At 70.5% G+C, this 21,283-nt stretch carries 22 protein-coding genes; 9 read left to right on the top strand and 13 right to left on the bottom strand.

The window, feature by feature from the left end; translation table 11 throughout:
- The first annotated feature begins 124 nt into the window (after nucleotides 1-124).
- A complete protein-coding gene (locus tag ACFQ7F_RS26095) occupies nucleotides 125-1,114 on the top strand; it encodes a phosphotransferase family protein (RefSeq protein ID WP_383274653.1) in 990 nt (329 codons plus the stop codon).
- Here ACFQ7F_RS26095 and ACFQ7F_RS26100 read toward each other — a convergent pair.
- The 3 genes from ACFQ7F_RS26100 to ACFQ7F_RS26110 are packed head-to-tail and all read right to left on the bottom strand — an operon-like array spanning nucleotide 1,087 to nucleotide 3,001.
- The gene (locus tag ACFQ7F_RS26100) at nucleotides 1,087-1,872 is read right to left on the bottom strand and encodes an SAM-dependent methyltransferase (protein WP_383274656.1); all 786 of its coding nucleotides are present in this window, start codon (nucleotides 1,870-1,872) and stop codon (nucleotides 1,087-1,089) included. The genes ACFQ7F_RS26095 and ACFQ7F_RS26100 overlap by 28 nt on opposite strands.
- Before the next feature lie 19 nt (nucleotides 1,873-1,891).
- Nucleotides 1,892-2,419 (bottom strand): AAA family ATPase, encoded by a 528-nt coding sequence (locus tag ACFQ7F_RS26105; protein ID WP_383274659.1) that lies wholly within the window; start codon nucleotides 2,417-2,419, stop codon nucleotides 1,892-1,894.
- A gap of 36 nt (nucleotides 2,420-2,455) precedes the next feature.
- Nucleotides 2,456-3,001: a DoxX family protein gene (locus tag ACFQ7F_RS26110; protein WP_383274662.1), complete on the bottom strand. Its 546-nt coding sequence runs from the start codon at nucleotides 2,999-3,001 to the stop codon at nucleotides 2,456-2,458.
- 198 nt (nucleotides 3,002-3,199) lie between these two features.
- Between ACFQ7F_RS26110 and ACFQ7F_RS26115 the strand changes: the two genes are divergently transcribed.
- Nucleotides 3,200-3,523, top strand: coding sequence for a nuclear transport factor 2 family protein (locus ACFQ7F_RS26115; RefSeq protein ID WP_383274665.1), 324 nt, complete (start codon nucleotides 3,200-3,202; stop codon nucleotides 3,521-3,523).
- A gap of 115 nt (nucleotides 3,524-3,638) precedes the next feature.
- A complete protein-coding gene (locus ACFQ7F_RS26120) occupies nucleotides 3,639-4,652 on the top strand; it encodes an aldo/keto reductase (protein WP_383274668.1) in 1,014 nt (337 codons plus the stop codon).
- A gap of 203 nt (nucleotides 4,653-4,855) precedes the next feature.
- Here the strand turns inward: ACFQ7F_RS26120 and ACFQ7F_RS26125 are convergent, their stop codons facing one another.
- Nucleotides 4,856-5,329, bottom strand: a complete 474-nt coding sequence (locus ACFQ7F_RS26125) for a lamin tail domain-containing protein (RefSeq protein WP_383274671.1) — start codon at nucleotides 5,327-5,329, stop codon at nucleotides 4,856-4,858.
- 173 nt (nucleotides 5,330-5,502) lie between these two features.
- Nucleotides 5,503-6,354 (bottom strand): SDR family oxidoreductase, encoded by an 852-nt coding sequence (locus tag ACFQ7F_RS26130; RefSeq protein WP_383274674.1) that lies wholly within the window; start codon nucleotides 6,352-6,354, stop codon nucleotides 5,503-5,505.
- Nucleotides 6,355-6,487: 133 nt separating this feature from the next.
- Between ACFQ7F_RS26130 and ACFQ7F_RS26135 the strand changes: the two genes are divergently transcribed.
- Nucleotides 6,488-8,122: an alkaline phosphatase D family protein gene (locus tag ACFQ7F_RS26135; RefSeq protein ID WP_383274677.1), complete on the top strand. Its 1,635-nt coding sequence runs from the start codon at nucleotides 6,488-6,490 to the stop codon at nucleotides 8,120-8,122.
- Nucleotides 8,123-8,162: 40 nt separating this feature from the next.
- Here ACFQ7F_RS26135 and ACFQ7F_RS26140 read toward each other — a convergent pair whose 3' ends face one another.
- The gene (locus tag ACFQ7F_RS26140; RefSeq protein ID WP_383274680.1) at nucleotides 8,163-9,167 is read right to left on the bottom strand and encodes a Gfo/Idh/MocA family protein; all 1,005 of its coding nucleotides are present in this window, start codon (nucleotides 9,165-9,167) and stop codon (nucleotides 8,163-8,165) included.
- A gap of 93 nt (nucleotides 9,168-9,260) precedes the next feature.
- Between ACFQ7F_RS26140 and ACFQ7F_RS26145 the strand changes: the two genes are divergently transcribed.
- The 3 genes from ACFQ7F_RS26145 to ACFQ7F_RS26155 all read left to right on the top strand — a co-directional run bounded on the left by ACFQ7F_RS26145 (nucleotide 9,261) and on the right by ACFQ7F_RS26155 (nucleotide 12,885).
- A complete protein-coding gene (locus tag ACFQ7F_RS26145) occupies nucleotides 9,261-10,619 on the top strand; it encodes a Bcr/CflA family multidrug efflux MFS transporter (RefSeq protein ID WP_383274682.1) in 1,359 nt (452 codons plus the stop codon).
- A gap of 59 nt (nucleotides 10,620-10,678) precedes the next feature.
- Nucleotides 10,679-11,746, top strand: coding sequence for a serine hydrolase domain-containing protein (locus ACFQ7F_RS26150; protein WP_383274726.1), 1,068 nt, complete (start codon nucleotides 10,679-10,681; stop codon nucleotides 11,744-11,746).
- Nucleotides 11,747-11,871: 125 nt separating this feature from the next.
- A complete protein-coding gene (locus tag ACFQ7F_RS26155) occupies nucleotides 11,872-12,885 on the top strand; it encodes a small ribosomal subunit Rsm22 family protein (protein WP_383274685.1) in 1,014 nt (337 codons plus the stop codon).
- 4 nt (nucleotides 12,886-12,889) lie between these two features.
- On the opposite strand, the gene ddaH is transcribed toward ACFQ7F_RS26155, so the two are convergent.
- Both ddaH and ACFQ7F_RS26165 read right to left on the bottom strand, forming a co-directional pair.
- On the bottom strand, nucleotides 12,890-13,723 hold the full coding sequence (gene ddaH / locus ACFQ7F_RS26160) for a dimethylargininase (protein WP_383274688.1): 834 nt from the start codon (nucleotides 13,721-13,723) through the stop codon (nucleotides 12,890-12,892).
- 162 nt (nucleotides 13,724-13,885) lie between these two features.
- Nucleotides 13,886-14,068 carry a DUF6243 family protein gene (locus ACFQ7F_RS26165; protein WP_383274691.1) on the bottom strand — a complete coding sequence of 61 codons (183 nt, stop codon included), beginning with the start codon at nucleotides 14,066-14,068 and terminating at the stop codon, nucleotides 13,886-13,888.
- A 145-nt stretch (nucleotides 14,069-14,213) separates the two neighbouring features.
- Here ACFQ7F_RS26165 and ACFQ7F_RS26170 point away from each other — a divergent pair, with 145 nt between their 5' ends.
- Nucleotides 14,214-14,843, top strand: coding sequence for a TetR/AcrR family transcriptional regulator (locus tag ACFQ7F_RS26170; RefSeq protein ID WP_383274694.1), 630 nt, complete (start codon nucleotides 14,214-14,216; stop codon nucleotides 14,841-14,843).
- Here the strand turns inward: ACFQ7F_RS26170 and ACFQ7F_RS26175 are convergent, their stop codons facing one another.
- The gene (locus ACFQ7F_RS26175) at nucleotides 14,844-15,713 is read right to left on the bottom strand and encodes a glycerophosphodiester phosphodiesterase (RefSeq protein ID WP_383274697.1); all 870 of its coding nucleotides are present in this window, start codon (nucleotides 15,711-15,713) and stop codon (nucleotides 14,844-14,846) included.
- 209 nt (nucleotides 15,714-15,922) lie between these two features.
- On the opposite strand from ACFQ7F_RS26175, the gene ACFQ7F_RS26180 reads away from it, so the two are divergent.
- On the top strand, nucleotides 15,923-16,666 hold the full coding sequence (locus ACFQ7F_RS26180; protein WP_383274700.1) for a bifunctional DNA primase/polymerase: 744 nt from the start codon (nucleotides 15,923-15,925) through the stop codon (nucleotides 16,664-16,666).
- A gap of 24 nt (nucleotides 16,667-16,690) precedes the next feature.
- Here ACFQ7F_RS26180 and ACFQ7F_RS26185 read toward each other — a convergent pair whose 3' ends face one another.
- The 4 genes from ACFQ7F_RS26185 to efeO are packed head-to-tail and all read right to left on the bottom strand — an operon-like array spanning nucleotide 16,691 to nucleotide 21,040.
- A complete protein-coding gene (locus ACFQ7F_RS26185; protein WP_383274729.1) occupies nucleotides 16,691-17,629 on the bottom strand; it encodes a hypothetical protein in 939 nt (312 codons plus the stop codon).
- Entirely contained in the window at nucleotides 17,532-18,530 is a 999-nt protein-coding gene (gene efeU, locus ACFQ7F_RS26190; protein WP_383274703.1) for an iron uptake transporter permease EfeU, read from the bottom strand. The genes ACFQ7F_RS26185 and efeU overlap by 98 nt, the downstream gene beginning before the upstream one ends.
- Nucleotides 18,531-18,545: 15 nt before the next feature.
- Nucleotides 18,546-19,844, bottom strand: coding sequence for an iron uptake transporter deferrochelatase/peroxidase subunit (efeB, locus tag ACFQ7F_RS26195; protein WP_383274706.1), 1,299 nt, complete (start codon nucleotides 19,842-19,844; stop codon nucleotides 18,546-18,548).
- A 32-nt stretch (nucleotides 19,845-19,876) separates the two neighbouring features.
- A complete protein-coding gene (gene efeO, locus ACFQ7F_RS26200; protein ID WP_383274709.1) occupies nucleotides 19,877-21,040 on the bottom strand; it encodes an iron uptake system protein EfeO in 1,164 nt (387 codons plus the stop codon).
- Nucleotides 21,041-21,283: the final 243 nt, after the last annotated feature.

Raw genomic sequence — 21,283 nt, forward strand, 5'->3', positions numbered from 1 at the left:
GGCGGGCGCGGGCCGTGGGGGAGCGGCCGAAAGTCGATGGGCGGCAGACTTCGGTCGGTATCCCCACGGGTGGTGACCCCGAATTACGTTGCCGTCGCCCCGCCCTCCCCCTACCGTGCCGATCATGCTGCCCACCGTGGACACCGACGAGCAATGGGACGCAGTCGTCCCCGACGAGGCCGTCATGCGGCCCGGGGCCGAGGACCTCTGCGACCGGCTCGGCCTCGCGGGAGTGCCGCTCGACCGTTTCACGGAGGGGACGCAGCCCGTCTACGCCGTCGGGGACGACCTCGTACTGAAGCTCTTTCCCGGTGCCGCCGCCGACGACGGCATCGTGGAGGAGCGGGTGTTGAGCCATCTTCAGGGGCGGCTGCCCGTCCCCACACCTCGGGTGCACGCGGCAGGGGCGTACGAGAACGGCTGGCGCTACGTGCTGATGTCCCGGCTGCCCGGCGATGACCTCGCCGCCGCCTGGCCGCGCATCCCGCGCGCCGACCGGGAGCGCCTGGTCACCGAGGCCGGTGAGGCGCTCGCCGCGCTGCACGCCGTGGACCCCGGGCCGCTCGACGATGTGCTCGGGCCCGGCGACTGGGGAGACTTCCTCGGCAGGCAGCGTGCCGGGGCCGTCGCGCGGCAGCGTAAGTGCGGGCTGCCGGAGAGCTGGGTGGAGCAGATCCCCGATTTCCTGGACGCGGCGCCGCTGTGCGCCGACGCGCCGCGCACTCTCTTGCACACCGAGTTCATGCGCCAACACCTGCTGGTCGGCCCCGCCGCCGACGGTCGGCTCGGGCTCACGGGGCTCTTCGACTTCGAGCCCGCCATGATCGGGGACAGGGCGTACGACTTCGTGGGCGTCGGGCTCTTCGTCACGCGCGCGGAGCCGGGTCTCCTGGGCCGCTTCACGCGGGCCTACGGCCGCACCTTCGACCCCCGTGAACTTCTCGCCCACACCCTGCTCCACGTCTACAGCAACCTCCCCTGGTATCTGCGGGAGCTGCCCGCCCCACCGGAGCCGACCCTCGACGCGCTGGCCCAGGCGTGGTTCGACACCGGGGCGGCCGTGCCCGCCGAGTCCGATGGCCGTCCTCAGGCCACCGGCATCAAGGTCAGATAGGCCAGTCCGAGCACCTCGCGATAGCCCCGCAGCCAGGTGTTGCGCTGGCGGTCCGTCTTCTCGCGGGTCTCGGCGGCCAGCGGGTGGTCGGGGTGCGTGGCGAGCCACTCCTCCACGTCCGTGCGGTAGCCGGACTCGAACTCCTCCCACTCCTGCGTGCTCGCCGTCTCCACCCGCAGGGGGCGGAACCCGGCGGCGATCGCCGCGTCCACGAGGTCGCCCAGGAAGAGATGCTCGCCGGCGTGGGCATCCGGCCACATCCCGGCGAGTTCGGCGGGGGTGGGGGTGCGCTGCCAGAAGCCCTCGCCCAGTACGACGCGGCCGCCGGGGCTGACCAGGCGGCGCAGCGCGCGCAGGGCCGCGTCGGTGTGGCCGGGCGGCTCGGCGGAGCTGAGCGCGTGGCTGGAGCCAAGACACAGGACGAGGTCGGCGGGGCCGAGGGTGGTGTCCGTCGCCGACTCCTCGACGAACGAGACCCGCTCGGCCAAGCCGCGCTCCTTGGCGGCGGCGCGGCCCCTGGCCAGGTCCTCGGCCGACAGGTCGACACCCACGCCGGTGGCGTCCGGGGCGGCATCGAGGACACGGAGCAGCAACTCGCCCCAGCCGCAGCCGATATCGAGGACGGAGCCGGAGCCGGTGCCCGGCGCGACGCGCTCGACGAGGCGTGCGGCCCGCGCCTCCGAAAGCGGGCCGTGGAAGGTGAGGCCGGCGAGGCGGGGCGGCAGGTCCGGGGCGTCCGGGGCGGTGGTCTCGGTCATGGATGAGGACGCTATCCCGTCAACTCGAACCGGTGACAGCGACTTTCGCCGCGATGAGCCGTGCTACCTCGTCCGGCGGCGTGTCCGTCGTGTCGATCACCTCGGCCGCGTGCCGCAGCCAGGGCAGGGCGGCCTGATACACGGCCACGTGGTCCAGGCGCCAGCGGACGATCGCCGGGGTGTCCGCCTCGATGCGCCGGGTGAGGGTCTGTGCGTCGGTGTGCAGTACGAAATGCCGTACGGGTACGCCGAGTTGGCCGAGGCCCTCGCTCAACTCCGCCCAGTACTCCTCGACCAGGACCGTCTGCGGAATGACCAGCGTTCCGCCCGTGTACGCGAGCAGCTGCCGCGCCGTCTCGACGACGAGGCTCCGCCACGGCGGCCAGTGCTGGAAGTTGCCCCCCTCCTGGAGCGGGCCGAGGACGTGGTACAGCATGTGGCCGACCTCTTCGGTGTCGAAGACGCGCGATCCGGGGATCAGGCCGACCAGTGCCTTGGACGTGGTCGTCTTGCCCGCGCCGAAACTTCCGTTGATCCAGACAATCATGGGGTGCAGGCAATCACGTACGCCGTGAGGGGGCGGTCAGGCCTCTTCCTGGCCTGCCTGGCTCTGCTGTTCGCGTACGTTCCTCGCCCGTGAGCCCACCGACACGAGCGCCCCGACGGCCGTGCCCGCCAGAGCCGCCGGCACCATCCAGTTGCGGTTGAAGGAGTGGCCGAGCGCGCTGTCGACGGAGTAGGCGCCGGGGCCCGTGACGGCGAGGGCGGCGGCGACGGTGCCGAGGAACGCCGGGTACTCGTAGCCGCCGCCCTGGCTGAAGAAACCGTTGGGGGCATGTACCGCGGTCGCCCCTGCCATGGCTCCCGCCGCCGCGGAACCGGCGGCGGGGGTCGCGAGGCCGAGTGCGAGCAGCGTGCCGCCGCCCGCCTCGGCGAGCCCGGCGATGACGGCGTTCGCCTTGCCGGGCGCGAAGCCGATGGACTCCATGAAGGCACCGGTGCCTTCAATACCGTGGCCGCCGAACCAGCCGAAGAGCTTCTGGGCGCCGTGGGCGGCGAGGACTCCGCCGGTGGTGACGCGGAGCAGGAGAAGGCCCAGGTCGCGTCGGTCGAAGCAGGAACTGGTCATGGCGCTGTCTCCTGGAGTGAGGGGCGAGGGGTACGGGGTGAGGGGTGCGGGGACGGTGAGTGGGGACGGGTGAGTGCGTGTGTGTCGGTGCTCGTCACCCCACCGTCCGTCAGAGCCTCGCCGCGCACCTGGCTCAATCGGCCGTACGGGTGACCCCGTCCGGTGGCGGTGCGGGGCGGCCGATGTGACCGTGGGCGCATGAGCATTCAGGTAAACCGGCTCTCCGACCCGACGGTCCGGGCCTTCGTCACTGCCGTTAACTCCCACGACCAGGCCGCCTTCCAGGAGGTCCTCACGCCCGACGCGGCCATGTCCGACGACGGTTCCGACCGGAACATCGCCGACTGGACCGACCGCGAGATCTTCTCCTCGCACGGCCACATGGACGTGGAGAACGAGTCGGACGGCGGGCGGGCGCTGATCGTCACGTTCCGCAACGACACGTGGGGAGAGATGCGGACGAGGTGGCAGTTCACCGTCGACGGCGGGAAGGTCTCCCGGTTCGAGACGGGCCAGGCCTGAAGCAGTAAGCAGCACCGGGTCCCGAAGCAGTACCGGGTTCTGGAGCAGTACCGAGTGACGTGTTTCGCGCGAGGGCTTGCCTTCGCGTGCGCTTCAACTCCTAGCGTCCGTGGGCATGGAGACGACACGTAGGACATTGGGGCGCAGCGGCATCGAGGTCAGCGCGCTCGGTCTTGGCTGCTGGGCCATCGGCGGCGAGTGGTCGGGGCCCGACGGGCAACCGTTCGGCTGGGGTGCGGTCGACGACGAGGAGTCGGTGCGGGCGATCCGGCGGGCCGTGGATCTCGGCGTGAACTTCTTCGACACCTCGGACAACTACGGGACCGGGCACAGCGAACGTGTCCTGGGGCGTGCTCTCGGCGCGCGGCGTGACGACGTCGTCATCGCCACGAAGTGGGGGCACCTCTTCGACGAGGAGAAGCGGACAGCGGTCGGAGGCGCGGACGACTCGGTCGCGTACGCGCGCCGTGCGCTGACCGCTTCGCTGAAGCGGCTCGGCACGGACCACGTCGACCTCTACCAGCTGCACCTCGGTGACGCGGACCCGGAGCGAGCCGCGCAACTCCGCGACACCTGCGAAGAGTTCGTGCGGGAGGGGCTCGTCCGGGCGTACGGGTGGAGTACGGACGATCCGGCACGGGCGGCGATCTTCGCCGAGGGGCCGAACTGCGCGGCGGTGCAGCATCGCTGCAATGTGCTGCAGGACGCGCCGGAGATGCTGGCCCTCTGCGAGGAGCTCGGCCTGGCGAGCGTGCTGCGGAGTCCGTTGGCGATGGGGCTGCTCACCGGGAAGTTCAGCGCCGGGCGGGTGCCGGAGGCCGGGGACATCCGCAGTGCACCGCCCGCCTGGCTGCCTGGCTTCGGCACGGGTGGGGGCGCCGATCCCGAGTGGCTGGGGCGGGTGGACGCCGTGCGGTCCGTGCTGACCGGCGGCGGACGGAGTCTCACGCAGGGGGCGCTCGCCTGGCTCTGGGCACGGAGCCCGATGGCGGTACCGGTGCCGGGCTTCCGGACCGTGGCGCAGGTCGAGGAGAACGTGGGGGCGATGGAGTACGGGGCTTTGACCGCAGGGGAGTTGGCGGAGGTCGAGCGCATCCTGCGTGAGGTGCGTGGGACGGACCGGGAGTAGCCGGGAGTAGCCGGGAGCAGTCCGTTCGGCACCAGTGCCTGTCGCAGGGCAACCGTTCCGTGGCCCCGGTCATCCCCGCCGCCTCCCAGCGCGGGCCCCCGACCGGCCGTCACGGAGCGGCTGCCCTGCACCCCTCCCCATTCACAGTGGCAAGTGGCCGACCGCAGAAGTCAGTTGCAGTCGGTAGCGGCAGTCAGGTGCCGTCAGTGGCAGTTCTTGTAGCCGGGGTTGCTGTTCGTCCAGGAGCAGGAGTCCTTGAGCGAACCGCTCGGCTTGATGAGGCGGGCCTTGTCGCTGGTGTTGTTCCAGACGTACGAGCCGCGGCCCCAGTAGCGGACGCCGGACGCGTTGGTGCCCTTGCCCGTGCGGACCTTGACGGTCTTGCCGGCGCCGATCTTGTAGCTGCCGAAGGTGTACGTGTAGCCGGTGTTGTCCTTCAGCTTGTAGCCCTTGAGCTGGACCGCCGAGCCGGAGTTGTTGTGGATGTTCACCCACTCCGCGTTCAGCGAGGAGTTGGAGCGGGTGTCCCGGCCCGGGCTGTCGAACTGGATGTACCCGAGGTGCAGCCCGCCCTGGTGGCGCGCGGCCGTGGCCGCGGTCGCGGGGGACGCGGCGAGCAGTGAGGCCGAAAGCGCGGCGGCGGCGAGAACGGCCGGGACGGCGGAACGTATGCGCAAGGTGTGCTCCGTGTGTGCTCTGAATGTGGAGTTCTCGTGGAGGGCACGCTGAGCATACGGGGTGCGATGCGCGTAATTGGCGCGGTTCTTGCTATTCCGTTTGTGAAGATATAGGCCGACCGTGAGGGTGGGGTCACGGTCGGCCACAAAAGTGCGGCGGACGCCGGTGGCGCCTAACCCCGCCCGACGAACGGCATGTTCGTCGCGAGCACCGTCGCGAACTGCACGTTCGCCTCGAGCGGCAGCTCCGCCATATGGCGCACCGTCCGCGCCACGTCCGACACGTCCATCACGGGCTCGGGCGCCAACTCGCCGTTGGCCTGCAGGATTCCGTCCCGCATCCGCTCGGTCATGTCGGTCGCCGCGTTGCCGATGTCGATCTGGCCACAGGCGATCCGGTAGGGACGGCCGTCCAGGGAGAGCGACTTCGTCAGGCCGGTCAGCGCGTGCTTCGTCGCCGTGTACGCGATGGAGTGCGGGCGCGGGACGTGCGCGGAGATGGAGCCGTTGTTGATGATCCGGCCGCCCTGCGGGTCCTGCCCCTTCATCTGCCGGAAGGCCGCCTGCGCGCACAGGAACGCCCCGTGCAGGTTCGTGTCGACGACGTGCCTCCACGCGTCGTACTCCAGCTCGTCGACCGGGACACCGCCGGGCCCGAACGTACCGGCGTTGTTGAAGAGGAGGTCGAGACGGCCGTAGCGGTCGTGCACGGCGGCGAAGAGCGCGGCCACGTCCTCGGGCCGCGAGACGTCGGTGCGTACGCACAGCGCGTCGGTCCTGGCCGGGGCGTTCACCTCGGTGGATCCCTCGGCGTGCGGCACGGGCCGCACCGCGGCGCCCTCCGACACCCCCGCGGCGATCGCCGCCGTCTCCTCCAGTGTCTCCGTGCGGCGCCCCGCGAGCGCCACGGACCATCCGGCCCGCAGCAGCTCCACCGCCACGGATCTGCCGATTCCGGAGCCCGCGCCGGTCACCACGGCGGTCCTTGGTTGCTCGGTCGGATGCCCAGTTAGCTCTGCGTTCATGGCCCCGCAGCGTACGGGAGGGGCGTCCATGCGGACATCATCCGTCCGCCATGCAGGTGTTGTGTACGCGACAGTCGCGCGTCTTCCCCCACCACTTGCATGCAGAAGACACCAATCGTCAGGGGAGGGCCACATGACACCAGCAGGCCAGCAGGACACAGCAGAGCTCCGAGCCGCCGCCGGCCACGTGGGCCGCCGGCGCTTCCTCACCGTCACCGGCGCCGCAGCCGCGCTCGCCTTCGCCACCAACCTGCCGACCGCGGGCGCGGCGAGCGCCGCCGAGATGGACGCGCGGAAGATCGCCGACGATCCGTTCACGCTCGGCATCGCGTCCGGCGACCCGCAGCCCGACTCGGTCCTGCTCTGGACCCGCCTCGCCCCGTCCCCGTACGAACCGGGCAACGGTCTGCCGAACCAGCGCGTCGCCGTCGAGTGGGAGCTCGCCCGCGACGCCCGTTTCCAGCGTGTCGTCAGACGCGGCTACGAGATCGCCCACCCCGAGTTCAACCACACGCTGCACGTCGAGGTGGGCTCCCTGGGCGCGGGGCGGACCTATTACTTCCGGTTCAAGACGGGGAAGTGGATCAGCGAGACGGGCCGGACCCGCACCGCGCCCGCGTCCGGCAGCAAGGTGAGCTCCCTGAAGCTCGCCGCGGTGTCCTGCCAGGCGTACCACGACGGCTATTTCACCGCGTACAAACACCTGGCGCAGGACGACGTCGACGTCGTCTTCCACCTCGGCGACTACCTCTACGAGTACGCGGTCAACTCGGCCGGCGGCGCCCGCAACTACACCGACCGCACGCTGCCCGCCGTCTTCAACCGCGAGACGCAGACGCTTGAGGACTACCGCCTGCGGTACGCCCTCTACAAGACCGATCCCGATCTGCGCGCCGCGCACGCCGCGCACCCCTTCGTCGTCACCTGGGACGACCACGAAACCGAGAACAACTACGCGGACGACCTCGACGAGAACGGCAACCCGCCCGCCGAGTTCCTCGTGCGCCGAGCCGCCGCCTACCGCGCGTACTGGGAGAACCTGCCGCTGCGAAGGCCACAGCAGCCCGTGGGGCCTGACCTGCAGCTCTACCGCCGTTTGCGGTGGGGTCGGCTCGCGCAGTTCGACATCCTGGACACCCGGCAGTACCGCTCCGACCAGGCATACGGCGACGGCGTCGACGTGCCGGGACCGGAGTCCACGGACCCCAGGCGCACCATCACAGGGGCTACCCAGGAGCGCTGGCTCATCGACGGCTGGCGCAGCTCCAAGGCGCTGTGGAACGTCGTGCCGCAGCAGGTCAACTTCTCGCAGCGGAAGCTCGACCTCAACGCGGTGGCGAAGGTCAGCATGGATGCCTGGGACGGCTACCCGGCCTCCCGCGACCGCGTTCTCGCGGGCGCGAAGTCGGCCGGGATCGAGAACCTGATGGTGCTCACGGGCGACGTGCACGTCGGGTACGCCTACGACATCAAGGCCGACTTCGACGACCAGGCGTCCAAGACGGTCGGCACGGAGCTCGTCGCCACGTCCGTCGCGAGCGGCAAGGACGGCGCCGAGAAGCTTCCGACCTGGGACACCTACACCAAGGCCAACCCGCACATGAAGTTCTACAACGGGCGCCGTGGATATGTGACCGTGGACCTGGGCCTGGAGTCCGCGCGCGCCGACTTCAAGACGGTGTCGGCGGTGACGACGCCGGGGGCGGCGATCACGACGGCGGCTTCCTTCGTGACGGAGGCGGGGAACCCGGGCCTGAAGCCCGCGTAACCCCGCGGGGATACCGGGATGCGGGGCCGCGGGGGTGCGCTCACTCGCCCGGGTAGCGCACCCCGATCCGTTCCCGCACCGCGTCCAGGGTCCGCATCACCGCGAGGGTGCTGTCCAGGGGGACGAGGGGGGACTCGGTGTCGCCCGCGCGCAGGCGGTGCATGACCTCGGCGGCCTCGTGCTTGAGGCTGTCGCGGGGGCCGTCCTCGGGGGCGGCGGTGAACTCCTCGGGCTCACGGCCGTCACGGTGCAGGACGAAGCGTTCCGGGAAGAAGAAACCGTCCGGTACGTCGATGCGGCCCCGCGAACCGGTGACGGAGGCGCCGACCGGGGTGCCCGCGTTGATGGAGCAGTGCAACAAAGCGTGAGCACCGCTCTCCCACGAGAGCAGCATCCCTGTCTGGAGATCAACGCCCTCATCCGAGAGCGTTGCTCTCGCGGTCACCTCCGAAGGCTCCCCGAGCAGCAGGTGCGCGAACGACACCGGGTACACCCCGAGATCGAGCAGCGCACCACCGCCCTGCGCCGGGTCCCGGAGACGGTGCGAGGAAGGGAAGGGGCCCGCAAGCCCGAAGTCGGCCTGCACCGTCCGCACCTCACCGATCGCCCCCTCGTCGACCAGCACCTTCAGCCGCCTGACCAGCGGATGGCAGGACATCCACATGGCCTCCATCAGGAAGAGGCCGCGCCGCCGGGCGAGCGTCACCATTTCCTGTGCCTCGCGCGCGTTCAGCGCGAACGCCTTCTCGCAGAGCACCGCGCGGCCCGCGTCCAGGCAGAGACCCGCCGCAGCCCGGTGCGACGCGTGGGGCGTCGCCACGTACACGACGTCGACGTTCTTGTCCTCGGCGAGCGCGTCCCAGTCTCCGTACGCGCGCGGTATCCCGAACCGCTCGGCGAACGCCTTCGCCGAAGCGTCGGTCCGCGACGCCACCGCGACGACCTCCGCGTCCGGCATGTCGAGGAGGTTCGCCGTGAACGACGCGGCGATCCCGCCCGTCGCGAGGATGCCCCAACGCACGGGTTCGAGGTTGTCTTTCACCACTGGGGCCCCTGTCCATACCGCGAAAATGGTCTCAACCAGCACAGCTGAGCTGAGAGCATAGGTAATCGCACGCCTAATCGGGAGGGAATCCGCATGCCGGAGCACGGCAGCCGCACCACGAGTGGGTCCAAAGGCCCCCTCATACGGCAGTCCCGGACAGCGGAGCCCGGCCCCGCCCCGGCTGTCCCCGCCTCCGCTGCCCCCGCCGCTCCGGCCCTCGTGGCCCAGCGCCGCACCGGCCTGCTCGTCACCCTCGCCCTGGGCGGCCTCACCGCGGTCCCGCCGCTCTCCATGGACATGTACCTGCCGGCGCTCCCGGAGGTCACCCGCACCCTGCACACCTCCGCCGCGACCGCGCAGCTGACCCTCACCGCCTGCCTCACCGGCATGGCGCTCGGGCAGCTCGTCGTCGGGCCGATGAGCGACAAGTGGGGGCGGCGCAGACCGCTGCTCATCGGGCTCTTCGTCTACATCTTCGCCACCGCGATCTGCGCGTTCGCGCCCACCGTCGAACTCCTCATCGGCTTCCGCCTGTTGCAGGGCCTCGCGGGCGCCGCAGGCATAGTCATCGCCCGTGCCGTCGTACGCGATCTCTACGACGGCGTGGAGATGGCCCGCTTCTTCTCCACCCTCATGCTGATCTCCGGAGTCGCCCCGGTGGTCGCGCCCCTCATCGGCGGCCAGGTCCTGCGCTTCACCGACTGGCACGGCATCTTCGTCGTGCTCACCGTGATCGGCATCGCCCTCACAGCGCTTGTCTGGCGGTGTCTCCCCGAGACGCTCGCCCCCGAGGACCGGCACAGCGGCGGCACCGTCGAGGCGCTGCGCACCATGAAGTCGCTCCTCGCCGACCGCGTCTTCGCCGGGTACATGATCGCGGGCGGCTTCGCGTTCGCCACGCTTTTCGCGTACATCTCCGCTTCGCCGTTCGTCATCCAGGAGATCTACGGGGCGTCCCCGCAGACCTTCAGCCTGCTCTTCGGCGTGAACTCCATCGGCCTGATCGCCGTCGGCCAGATCAACGGCAAGATCCTCGTCGGCCGGGTCAGCCTCGACAAGGCGCTCACCTTCGGCCTCGTCGTGATCACCCTCGCGGCGACCGCGCTGCTCCTCATGACGTCGGGCGTCTTCGGCGACGTCGGCCTGTTCCCCGTCGCGGCCGGGCTCTTCGTCCTGATGTCGGCGATGGGCCTCGCGATGCCCAACACCAACGCCCTCGCCCTGATGCGCACCCCGCACGCCGCGGGCTCCGCGTCGGCGCTGCTCGGCACGTCCTCGTTCCTCATCGGCGCGATCGCGTCGCCCCTCGTGGGCATCGCGGGCGAGGCCACGGCTGTCCCGATGGCCGTCGTCCAGCTCGTCTGCGCCCTGGCGGCCATCGGCTGCTTCATGGGACTGTGCCGCCCCTGGCAGCACTCGGCCAGGCCGAACCGGGAGGGGACGGACCACTGACCGCGCCACGCCTGCTGCGCGCCGGGACGCCGGACCGCGCGGGGCTCGACACGGAAGAGATGGGCCACCTCGTACGCGAGGTGCGCGCCCTTACGCGCGGCGAGAGACCCTGGTGCTCCGGCGCCGTCGTACTCGCCGGACGCGGGCCGGTGATCGCCGTCGAGGAGGCGGTGGGCCGTGCGGTGCGGTACGCCGCGTACGACCCGGAGAAGGACGTGGGCGTCGAACTGCCGCCCGCGCAGCAGGTGTTGACCCGCACCGGCACCCCCTTCGACCTGGCCTCGCTCACCAAGCTGTTCACGACGGTCGCCGCGATGCAGCAGCTGGAGCGGGGCACGCTCGGCATCGACGCGCTGGTCTCGGCGTACGTCCCCGAGTTCAGCGGGGCTGCCGAGCACGGCGTCACGGTGCGCCAGCTGCTCACGCACACCTCGGGGTTGCGGCCCGAACTCCCCCTTTACGACTGCCCCGACGACGCGGCGCGCCTCGCCGCCCTGCGTGCGGAGGCCCCGTCAAGGCCGCCGGGCGAGCACCTCTACTCCGACCTGAACATGCTGCTCCTCCAGCACGTCCTGGAGCGCCTCACGCGCCGCCCGCTCGACGTCCTCGTGCGCGAGGGCATCACCCGGCCGCTCGGCATGGCGGCCACCGGTTTCGGGCCGCGCCCCGACGCGGCGGCCACCGAGGACCAGCGCAGGCCCTGGGCGAAGGCCGACCGGGGGATGCTGCGGGGCGAGGTGCACGACGAGAACGCCTGGGCGCTCGGCGGCGTCGCGGGCCACGCCGGGCTCTTCTCCACCGCCCGTGACCTCGCGGTCTTCTGCCGCGCGCTGCTCTGCGGCGGCTCGTACGGCAAGGCGCGCATCCTCGGCCCCGACTTCGTGGAGCTGATGCTGACGCCGCCGGGGTTCGGCTTCGGGGTCGACCAGGCGTGGTTCATGGGGGATCTCGCGGGGCGCGGTGCGGCGGGCCATACGGGGTTCACGGGGACGTCGCTGGTGATCGACCCCGCGACGGACACGTTCCTGGTTCTGCTGGCGAATACGGTGCATCCGCGGCGCGGGGTTGCCGACAGCGGGCCTCGGGCACGGGCCGCGACCCGGCTGGCCCGGGCGGCGGTGCGGTGAGCGCTCTGCTGGGGTGCGGTGGTTCTTCCGCGGGCCGGTGGGGGCTTGTCGCGCAGTTCCCCGCGCCCCTTACGGGGCCCGGTGGGGGTACGCCTCTCGTTCCCGCGCCCCCGTAGAATCACGGGGTGAACGCCCCGATTTCTTCGGCATCCCCGGCCGAGACCCTGCGCAGTGCCCTCGCGGGGCTTGTCGGCGGGTTGCCGCCCAAGCAGGCCGCGCAAGCCGTTGACCGGCTGATCGCCAACTACCGGGGACGTACGCCTACCGACGCGCCGATCCTGCGTGATCGCGCGGACGTCGCCGCGTATGCCGCGTACCGGATGCCCGCGACCTTCGAGGCGGTGCGTTCCGCGCTCGGGGCGCTCGCCGACGCGGCGCCCGCCGGGTGGGCGCCCGGCAGTCATGTGGACGTCGGCGGCGGGACCGGTGCGGCGACCTGGGCGGTGAGTGCGACCTGGGACGGGGAGCGGCCCGTCACTGTTCTCGACTGGGCCGAGCCCGCTCTCGCCCTGGGGCGTGAACTGGCCGCCGCGAACCCGTGGTTGAAGGCGGCGCAGTGGCAGCGCTCTCGCATCGGATCGGCGCTCAGCATCGAGAGCACTGATCTCGTCACGGTGTCGTACGTGCTCGGGGAGCTGACGGAGAGCGACCGCCGCTCGGTCGTGGACGCGGCGGCGGCAGCCTCCGCTCAGGCCGTCGTCATCATCGAGCCCGGCACCCCCGACGGCTACCTGCGCGTCATCGAGGCACGGGACCGGCTGATCGCCGCCGGCTTCCGTATCGCCGCTCCCTGCCCGCACAGCTCCGCCTGCCCCATCGTGCCCGGCGACGACTGGTGCCACTTCTCCGCCCGCGTCAGCCGCTCGTCCCTGCACCGGAAGGTCAAGGGCGGCTCGTTGGCGTACGAGGACGAGAAGTTCAGCTACGTGGCGGCGGTCCGCTTCGACGCCGATACGGCGCCGAAGCGTGTCGTGCGCAAGCCGCAGATCCGCAAGGGCCAGGTCCTGCTCGACCTGTGCGCGGCGGACGAGACGCTGCACCGGGAGACGGTGACCAAGCGCCACGGACCGCTGTACCGCGCGGCCCGCGACGCGGAGTGGGGCGACGCCTGGCCGCCGCCCCACCAGGACACCCCCTAGGGTCCTAGCCGCGCAGCTCCTGCGTGCAGCACTTCACGCTGCCGCCGCCCTTGAGCAGCTCGCTCAGATCCATGCCGACGGGTTCGTAGCCACGCTCCCGCAGCGGTGCGAAGAGGCCGATCGCGCCCTGCGGGAGCAGCACATGCAGGCCGTCCGAGACCGCGTTGAGCCCGAGGGCCACCGCATCCGGCTCATCGGCGATGAGCGCGTCGGGGAAGAGGCGTCGCAGGACCGCCTGGCTGCCCGCCGAGAACGCGGGCGGGTAGTACATGACGTCGTCCGTCGCGTCCCCCGTGTCGCTGAGCACCGCGAGCGCCGTGTCGAGGTGGTAGTAGCGGGGGTCGACGAGATCGAGCCCGAGCACAGGGCGGCCGAAGAACTCCTGTGCCTCCCCGTGCGACAGGGGGCTGGCCCTGAAGCCGCGTCCTGCCAGGACGTACGAGGACGTGACGGCGAAGTCGCCCTCGCCTTCGTTGACGTGCGTGGGTTCGTGGAGGTCCGTGAAGCCGTGCTCCCGGAACCACTCCAGGTGGGCGAGGGCTTCGGGGCCGCGCTCGGGGTAGGCGAACCGCGCGCCGAGCACGCGGCCCCCGATGACGGTCGCGCCGTTCGCGGCGAAGACCATGTCCGGCAGACCCGGACGCGGGGTGAGCTCCTCGACGGTGTGGCCGAGCGAGCGGTAGCGGTCGCGCAGGTCCTCCCACTGGGCGATGGCCAGGGGGACGTCGACCGGTTTCGAGGGGTCCATCCATGGGTTGATGGAGTACGTGACCTTGAAGTGTGCGGGTGAGCACATCAGATAGCGCCGGGGTGTGGCGCGACGAGGAAATCGACTCAACGAGGGCTCCTCACGTACCGCGGTGGTCAGTTCCTGCCCATAGCGGGTCAGTTGTGCCCATGGTGCGGTCTGAGGAGCCCTCGCGCAGTGATCTGAACGGGTGGTTCGACGAGTGGTCAACCCGGGTCCGCGGATGGTTAAGACGCCATCCACGTCCCCGCCTCATGACTCGTCGCGCGCCGAGCGGCCTTCCTGCAACTTGCGCAGCAGCTCACGCTTCTGCGCCTGCGGGCTGAGCCCGCCGCCGACCTGAGCGCCCCGGCCCCCGCCGCGCAGTGCCTTGCGGGAGAGGTTGGTGCGCGTACCGCCCACGCCCAGCATGTTTCCTGCTCCGCCTCGCGTCATGTGCGTACCTCCGTGTCGAGAGCTGTCAACGACTCCCACGAGACGTCTCGTCTCGCTTCTTGGAGTACTTTGCGCGAGACAGAGCGTCTTGTCAAGCGTTAATGAGACGGTACGTCTCGGCTCGTTCGCTGCTACATTCGACGGCATGGCCACGAAATCCGCCCCTGACTCCAAGCGCCGCAGCGAACGCTCGCGCCGCGCGATCTATGACGCCGCCCTGGAACTCGTCTCCGAGGTCGGCTACGCCAAGCTCACGATCGAGGCCATCGCCTCCCGGGCGGGCGTGGGCAAGCAGACGATCTACCGCTGGTGGCCTTCCAAGGGGGCGGTCCTGCTCGACGCCTTCATCGACCTCGGTACGCAGGCGAGCGTGGAGGCGAGCACCGAAGCGGGCCATGAGCTGGAGTACGAGATTCCGGACTCCGGGGACCTGGAGGCCGACCTCAAATACGTCGTCCGGGCCACCATCGACGAGCTCAAGAACCCCAAGTACGACGCCCCTTACCGGGCGCTCGCCGCCGAGGGCATGCTCAACGACGAGATCGGCGCCGAGTACGTGGAGAAGCTCCTGGAACCCTCGCTCCAGCTCTACGTGAAGCGCCTGCGGATCGCCCAGGAGGCCGGCCAGGTCGCCCCCGAGGTGGACCCCCGCATCGCCCTGGAACTGTGGACGGGCCCGATCGCCCAGCGCTGGCTGCAGCGGACGGGACCGCTCACGCACGAGTACGGCGACAAGCTCGTCGAGTACGCCCTGCACGGGATCGCGCCCCGCTGATCACATGGGGTCGACCGGCCATCTCTCGCTCAGCCCTGCGGCGCCCACGCCCTTCACGCCCTTGGCGGGCGTCCGCGCAAGCAGCCCCGGCGCGTCCGTGATCACACCGTTGCAGCCGAGCCGCAGGGCCCGGTCGCGCTGGCCCGGAGTGGTCACCGTGTGCGCCCACACCCGGGGGACCCCGGAGTTGACCGCGCGCAGGAGATCGATGTCCCGCGCCTTGTGATCCACGTCCAGTACGTCGACGAACCCGGCCCACTGCTCGGGCCGGTCCGAGCGCATCTGCGTCCTGGAGCGCCACACCTGCGCGAGCAGGCCCATCCGGTGCGCGCGCAGGGCGACGTCCGGCTTGTTGGAGTTCACGAACACCGAGCGGGTCAGGCCCCGTGCGCGGATCAGCTTGCCGAGCGAGCGCAGGCCACGCGGATCCTTCGCCTCCAGCATCAGCACGATCCGCCCGCCGAAGCGGTCGAGGACCTCGGCGACCGTCGGCGGCCGCTCGGAGTGCCAGCTGCCCGGCAGGCCCGCGCCAGGGCGCAGCCTGACCTTCTTCCACTGGCGCAGGGTGAGCGAGCGCACCGGACCCGTGGACGTCGTCGTGCGGTCCAGGGTCGCGTCGTGCATGGCCACCAGCGTGCCGTCGCGCAGTATCCGCGTATCGACGTCGATGACCTGGGCCGTGCCTCGCTCGTACGCCGCCACCAGGCCGGACATGCTGTTCTCCGGCACCTCCAGGGCGCCGCCGCGGTGTGCGGTGTAGGTGACGTGGGGGAGTGCCTCCACCGTCAGGGGGCCGCCACCCCATTCGAGCGGGGCGAGGGGTCCGGCGTTCGCCGCGGGTGCGGCGAGGGTCAGTGTGGTGAGGCTCATGAGGCCCGATAGTCCGGTGAGGACAGTCCTGGTGACCATGGCCAACACGGTAGGGGCGTATGTCCCCGGTTAGTACGCAATGACGCGCGATGTCACCCTGCGCCTTGCATCACCCCAGCTACCCCGGATGTGGGCTCTGGCCCCCCGAGGAGCAGGATGGTGCGACCATGGGACATGCTTCTCGGCACACATGCGAGGTGAGGGGATTGATGGGCGCGGAGTTCGGCCGCCGTTCCGGCGGGCAGAGCAGGATTTCCCAGTGGCTTCGCCGACGTCCCCGACCGGAGGACACGGCAGGTGCGGAGGCGGACCGCGAGGCCCTCCTTGTCGCCGCGGCGGCGGCGGGTCTGCCGCTCTCACCGGCCGCGCACCCTTCCGCGTATCGATGTTCCTGTGACCGCATAGGCTGTCCGACCCCCGCCAGGCACCCCATCTCCTTCGCCTGGCAGACGCAGTCCACGACCGACCGCGGGCAGATCGAGCGCTGGGCCAGGCATCAGCCGCAGGCCAACTTCATCACCGCGACGGGCATGGTCCACGACGTCCTCGACGTGCCGGTCGCCGCCGGGCGCGAGGCCCTCGCCAGGCTGCTCGCCGACGGCATCGACGTGGGTCCCGTCGCCGAGTCCGAGGGGCTCATGGACGAGGGGCGGATGCTCTTCTTCACGCTCACGCGTGGCACCCCGGAGGACGAGGACGAGTGGTGGCCCTGTGAGCTGGACTGCCACCCCGAGACGACGAACGAACACCCCGGCCTGCGCTGGCACTGCCGCGGTTCGTACGTCCTCGTGCCGCCCGCGCGGCTGCCCGACGATCTGGCCGTCAGCTGGATCCGCGGCCCCGAGCACGCGCTCCCGGACCCGCTGACCCTCCTGGAGACACTCACCGACGAATGCGCCCGCGTCGCGGGCGAGCCCCAGCACGACGTCGCCGCCTGGCCGTTGAGGGGCTGACGCCCGGCCGCTGCGGGGCCGCGCCTACTCGCCCCGCGCGCCCGTCAGGCCCTGGATGCGGCTCAGGAACGACACCTTGCCCGACCCCGCGGGGTCGATGACGAGCTGGTTGGAGACGCGCTCAAGCGTCATCGACTGCTTGACGTCGCCCTTCAGGAGAGGCTTCACCTCGGGATCCACGGTGAGGTTCACGCCCTTCGCCGCGGTCTGCTTCTCGTAGTGGTGCGTCGAGAAGAAGACCATCGCGCCGCCGTCCCGGGTGCGCAGGCCCACCGGCGCGAACGCTCCGTCGTGCAGCGGCTCGTCGATGTACTGGATGGCGAGGCCGCGGCGCTTGGTGTTCTTGTCCCTGGCCGCCTTCCACAGCGACGTGTGGTCGCCCGGCGCGAACGTGTCGCCGCCCGACTTCAGATACGTCGTGTACTGCTCGCCGAGGTTCTTCGGCGCCACCGCCAGGGCCTTCGAGTTCAGCTCGACCGGCTCCGCCCAGCCGTCCTTGTCCTTCTTCAGCTCGGGCATCTTGTCGGGGGCCACCAGGTTCAGATAGGACGCCTCCCACAGCTGGTCCTTGCTGCCCTTGGTGAAGACGAGGACCCAGCGCAGGTCACCCCTGCGGTTGGACTTCGTGTCCGCGACGAACCACCGGGGCCAGCCGGCCTTCTCGGGGATCGAGAACTTCGCGTCCGTCAGCTCGAGCGGCACCTGCTTGGGATTGCCGCCCGGACTCTGCGCGCCCCGCACCTTCAGGCCCGCCTGGTTGATGGCGCTCAGCGGCCCCGTGACCCGGGCCGCGTCCAGCGCCGGGTCGTACGCCTTCTCGGCCTTGTTGTACGCGGTGAGGAAGTCGTTCAGCGCGCGGTCGGCCTCAGCCTTCGTCGCCGACGGGATGACCTCCCGCTCCCCGTGCACCGTCACGCACCCGCTCGCCGTCACCGTCAGTACGGTCACCGTCGACGCCACCATCGCGTACCGGACCGGCCGCTGCGACCGTCCGCCCCGCATCGGAGTGCGCTGCCTTGGAAGCCTGCTCATGCGTTGCGTTCACCTTCCCCTTCCCGGGCCCGAACCCTACCGGGGCGAAGAAGAACGCGAGCGTCGGGATCAGGTACAGCAGCCACACCGTGACCTGTACAACGGTCGGATCCGGCTGGAAGTTGAAGATGCCCTTCAGGAGCGTGCCGTACCAACTGTCCGGCGGGATCGTCGCGCTGATGTCGAAAGCCTTGTTCCGCAGGCCGCCGATGAACTCCGCCTCCTGCAGATCATGGACGCCGTACGCGAGGACGCCCGCCGCCACGACCACCAGCATGGCGCCGGTCCAGGTGAAGAACTTGGCCAGATTGATGCGGACCGTGCCTTTGTAGAACAGCCAGCCGAGCGCGATCGCGGTGAGCAGGCCGAGGAGCACGCCGATCAGCGGCCCCGGCGTGCCGTCGCCCGATGCCCGCACCGAGGCCCACACGAACAGCGCGGTCTCCAGGCCCTCACGGCCCACGGCGAGGAACGCGGTGGCGACCAGGGCGCCCGTTCCCATCTGCAGCGCCGCGTCCAGCCTGCCGTGCAGCTCCGCCTTGAGATGACGGGCCGTACGCCGCATCCAGAAGACCATCCACGTCACCAGGGCGACGGCGACGATCGACAGCGAACCGCCGAGCGCCTCCTGCGCCTTGAACGTCAGCTCCTGCGAACCGAAGGTGAGCGCGCAGCCGACGCCGAGCGCGAGCGCACACGCGACGCCGATGCCGATCCAGATGGGCCGCAGCGCGTCACGCCGCTCCGTCTTCACCAGATACGCGATGAGGATGCAGACGACGAGGCTGGCCTCGAGCCCCTCGCGCAGGCCGATCAGGTAGTTACCGAACATGTCCGTCAGATCCCCTCAGCTGAACAGTGTCCGGCCCCACCAGTCGTCCTTGTCGCGGACGCCCGGCGGGATCGCGAAGACCGCTGAACCCACGTGCTGGATGTACTCGTTGAGCGCGTCGGAGCGCGCCAGGGTGCGCTGCACCGGAATGAAACCCGTACGGACGTCACGCTGGTACGCGAGGAAGAAGAGCCCCGCGTCGAGACGGCCGAGGCCGTCGGTGCCGTCCGTGAAGGAGTAGCCGCGGCGCAGGATCTGCGCACCGTCGTTGGTGTCCGGGTGCGCGAGCCGGACGTGCGAGTCCGGCTTCATCGCCTTCAGGAACGGCTCGTCGTGCTCCTTGGCCTTGCCGACAGGGGCGCCCTTGCCCTTGTCGCGCCCGAAGATGTCCTCCTGCTCGCCGAGCGACGTACGGTCCCAGGTCTCGACGTTCATACGGATGCGGCGCGCGACGAGATACGAGCCTTCGGCCATCCAGCCGGGCCCGTCCTTCTCGCCGACCCACACATGCTCGTCCAGCGCGGAGCCGTCCTCCCCCGCGATATTGCGAGTCCCGTCCTTGAAGCCGAAAAGATTGCGCGGCGTCTGCGCCCACGGCGTCGTGGAGGACGTCTTCCCGAAGCCGAGCTGCGACCAGCGCACCGCGACCTTGCCGAAGCCGATGCGGGCGAGGTTGCGGATGGCGTGCACGGCGACCTGAGGGTCGTCCGCGCAGGCCTGCACGCACAGATCGCCGCCGCTGCGGGACCTGTCGAGGTTGTCGCCGGGGAACTTGGGCAGATCGACGAGCGCCTCCGGGCGCCGGTCGTCGAGCCCGAACTTCTCGAAGAGACCTGGCCCGAAGCCGATGGTGAGAGTGAGCCGGGACGGCTTGAGGCCCAGCGCCTCGCCGGTGTCGTCCGGCGGCGCCTCGGTGAGCCCGCCGTAGGCGCCCTCACCGACCTCGTGCCCGGCGGTCATGCGCGCGGCGGCCTTCGTCCAGTCCTTCAGAAGCTGCACGAACTGCTCGCGGTCGTCCGTCTTCACGTCGAACGCGGCGAAGTGCAGCCGGTCCTGAACGGCGGACGCGATGCCTGCCTGGTGCCTGCCGTGGAAGGGGACCGCGCCGCCCGCCGAGGCCGCGGGCGCGGCCTCGTCCCCGGACCGGGTCACCGCGACGGCGCCCCCGGTGACGGCGGCACCGAGCGCGAGCCCGGCACCGCCCCAGCCGAGGAGCGAACGCCGTGAAGGAGTGCCGGAGTTGGCGTCGTGGTCCGGCGCGGACGCGCTGCTGCCGCCGCTGCTGCTGTCGGTGTCGCTCGTGGTCTCGGTCATCGTTCCGGTACCCCTGCCGCTACTTGCTGCCGCTACTTGTTCTTGGCGACGGCGGCGGCCAGCTTCGACAGCGGCTCCGCGAGCGCGTTGACGCCGTCCGCCAGCTCCTTGGTGTCCGCCTTGCCGAGCTTTTCGTACGACGTGAACGTGTACGAGTCCTTGCCGCCGCCCTGGCGGTACTCGCCGAGCAGCTTGTCCAGGGCCGCGAACTGCTTGTCGAGCTCCTTGGTGAGCGCCGGGTCGTTCTCCGACGCGACGCCCTTGAGCAGGCCGTACGCCTTCTCGGCGCCCTCGACGTTCGCCTTGAAGTCGACGAGGTCGGTGTGCGAGTAACGCTCCTCCTCGCCGGTGACCTTTCCGGTGGCGACCTCGTCGAGGAGCTCCTTGGCGCCGTTGGCCATGGAGGTCGGAGTGATCTCCGCCTTGCCGACGCGCTTCTGCCAGTCCTTGAGGTCCTTGTCCAGCCGGGTGGCGAGCTCCTTCTCGCGCTCACCGATCTTCTTGTCCTTCCACAGGGCCCGCTCCAGACGGTGCCAGCCCGTCCAGTCCTTCTCCAGGTCCTGGCCCTCCTCCAGGCCGTCCTCGCGGACGTCGACCTTCGGGTCGATGTCACCGAAGGACTCGGCGACCGGCTCGGTGCGCTCCCAGCCGATGCGGGAGGTGGAGTACGTCTTCTTCGCGGCCTCGATGTCGCCCTTGCGGACGGCGTCGGTGAAGAGCTTCACCTTGGGCAGCGTCGCGTCGGCCTGCTCCTGCGCGTAGGCGCGGTAGTCGGCGACGGCCTTGTCCAGGCGCGGGTCGCGCTTGACGGTCTTGCCGCCGCTGACGGTGACCTTCTGACGGATGCCGTCGCCCTTCATGCCGGGCTTGCAGGCGATCTCGTACGACCCGGCCTTCACCTCGGCGGTGAGCTTCTGCTTCGTGCCGGGGCCGATGTTCTCGCGCTCGCTGACGATGCGGTCGTCGGGGAAGAGGAGGTAGACCTCGGTGACCTTGGAGCCCTTGTTCTCGATGGCGAGCTCGACGTGCCCGGCGGGAAGCTTGTTCTTGGAGACCTCGCACTTGTCGTCGGTCGCGGTCACCTCGACGGTGTTGCCGCCGCCCTTGGCATCGCTCTTCTCGGTGCAGCCCGTGACGGCGGTGAGCGCTGCCGCTGCGGCGATGGCAGTGGCGACGGGGAGGCGGACGGGGCGCATAGGGGCTCCAAGACGGTTCACGGATGATGCCGACATGCCGGTGAGGCGGACCTAACTTAACTGAGCCTTACCTTGTCGATACCCAGCCGTTCAGTGATTCACCTCTCACCAGGTGGGGGTGCTTACGGGGGCGTCACGGTGGGGCGATGGGGGGCTCATGGGCTGGTAAAGGGCGGGTCAAGACGGGGGGCGGAGGCCTCGTGCGTGCCGTCATCACCGGCTTCGCCGAGTTCGTCCTCAATC

The sequence above is a fragment of the Streptomyces sp. NPDC056486 genome, assembly GCF_042795295.1.
Classification (GTDB): domain Bacteria; phylum Actinomycetota; class Actinomycetes; order Streptomycetales; family Streptomycetaceae; genus Streptomyces.

Coding starts and splice junctions, on each gene's coding strand:
- ACFQ7F_RS26145 (WP_383274682.1), top strand. CDS start 9,261: ATGCCGGAGCACGGCAGCCGCACCACGAGTGGGTCCAAAGGCCCCCTC.
- ACFQ7F_RS26180 (WP_383274700.1), top strand. CDS start 15,923: ATGGGCGCGGAGTTCGGCCGCCGTTCCGGCGGGCAGAGCAGGATTTCC.
- ACFQ7F_RS26170 (WP_383274694.1), top strand. CDS start 14,214: ATGGCCACGAAATCCGCCCCTGACTCCAAGCGCCGCAGCGAACGCTCG.
- ACFQ7F_RS26175 (WP_383274697.1), bottom strand. CDS start 15,713: ATGAGCCTCACCACACTGACCCTCGCCGCACCCGCGGCGAACGCCGGA.
- efeB (WP_383274706.1), bottom strand. CDS start 19,844: ATGACCGAGACCACGAGCGACACCGACAGCAGCAGCGGCGGCAGCAGC.
- efeO (WP_383274709.1), bottom strand. CDS start 21,040: ATGCGCCCCGTCCGCCTCCCCGTCGCCACTGCCATCGCCGCAGCGGCA.
- ACFQ7F_RS26095 (WP_383274653.1), top strand. CDS start 125: ATGCTGCCCACCGTGGACACCGACGAGCAATGGGACGCAGTCGTCCCC.
- efeU (WP_383274703.1), bottom strand. CDS start 18,530: ATGTTCGGTAACTACCTGATCGGCCTGCGCGAGGGGCTCGAGGCCAGC.
- ACFQ7F_RS26165 (WP_383274691.1), bottom strand. CDS start 14,068: ATGACGCGAGGCGGAGCAGGAAACATGCTGGGCGTGGGCGGTACGCGC.
- ACFQ7F_RS26105 (WP_383274659.1), bottom strand. CDS start 2,419: ATGATTGTCTGGATCAACGGAAGTTTCGGCGCGGGCAAGACGACCACG.
- ACFQ7F_RS26100 (WP_383274656.1), bottom strand. CDS start 1,872: ATGACCGAGACCACCGCCCCGGACGCCCCGGACCTGCCGCCCCGCCTC.
- ACFQ7F_RS26130 (WP_383274674.1), bottom strand. CDS start 6,354: ATGAACGCAGAGCTAACTGGGCATCCGACCGAGCAACCAAGGACCGCC.
- ACFQ7F_RS26185 (WP_383274729.1), bottom strand. CDS start 17,629: ATGGTGGCGTCGACGGTGACCGTACTGACGGTGACGGCGAGCGGGTGC.
- ACFQ7F_RS26120 (WP_383274668.1), top strand. CDS start 3,639: ATGGAGACGACACGTAGGACATTGGGGCGCAGCGGCATCGAGGTCAGC.
- ACFQ7F_RS26150 (WP_383274726.1), top strand. CDS start 10,679: ATGGGCCACCTCGTACGCGAGGTGCGCGCCCTTACGCGCGGCGAGAGA.
- ACFQ7F_RS26110 (WP_383274662.1), bottom strand. CDS start 3,001: ATGACCAGTTCCTGCTTCGACCGACGCGACCTGGGCCTTCTCCTGCTC.
- ACFQ7F_RS26135 (WP_383274677.1), top strand. CDS start 6,488: ATGACACCAGCAGGCCAGCAGGACACAGCAGAGCTCCGAGCCGCCGCC.
- ACFQ7F_RS26115 (WP_383274665.1), top strand. CDS start 3,200: ATGAGCATTCAGGTAAACCGGCTCTCCGACCCGACGGTCCGGGCCTTC.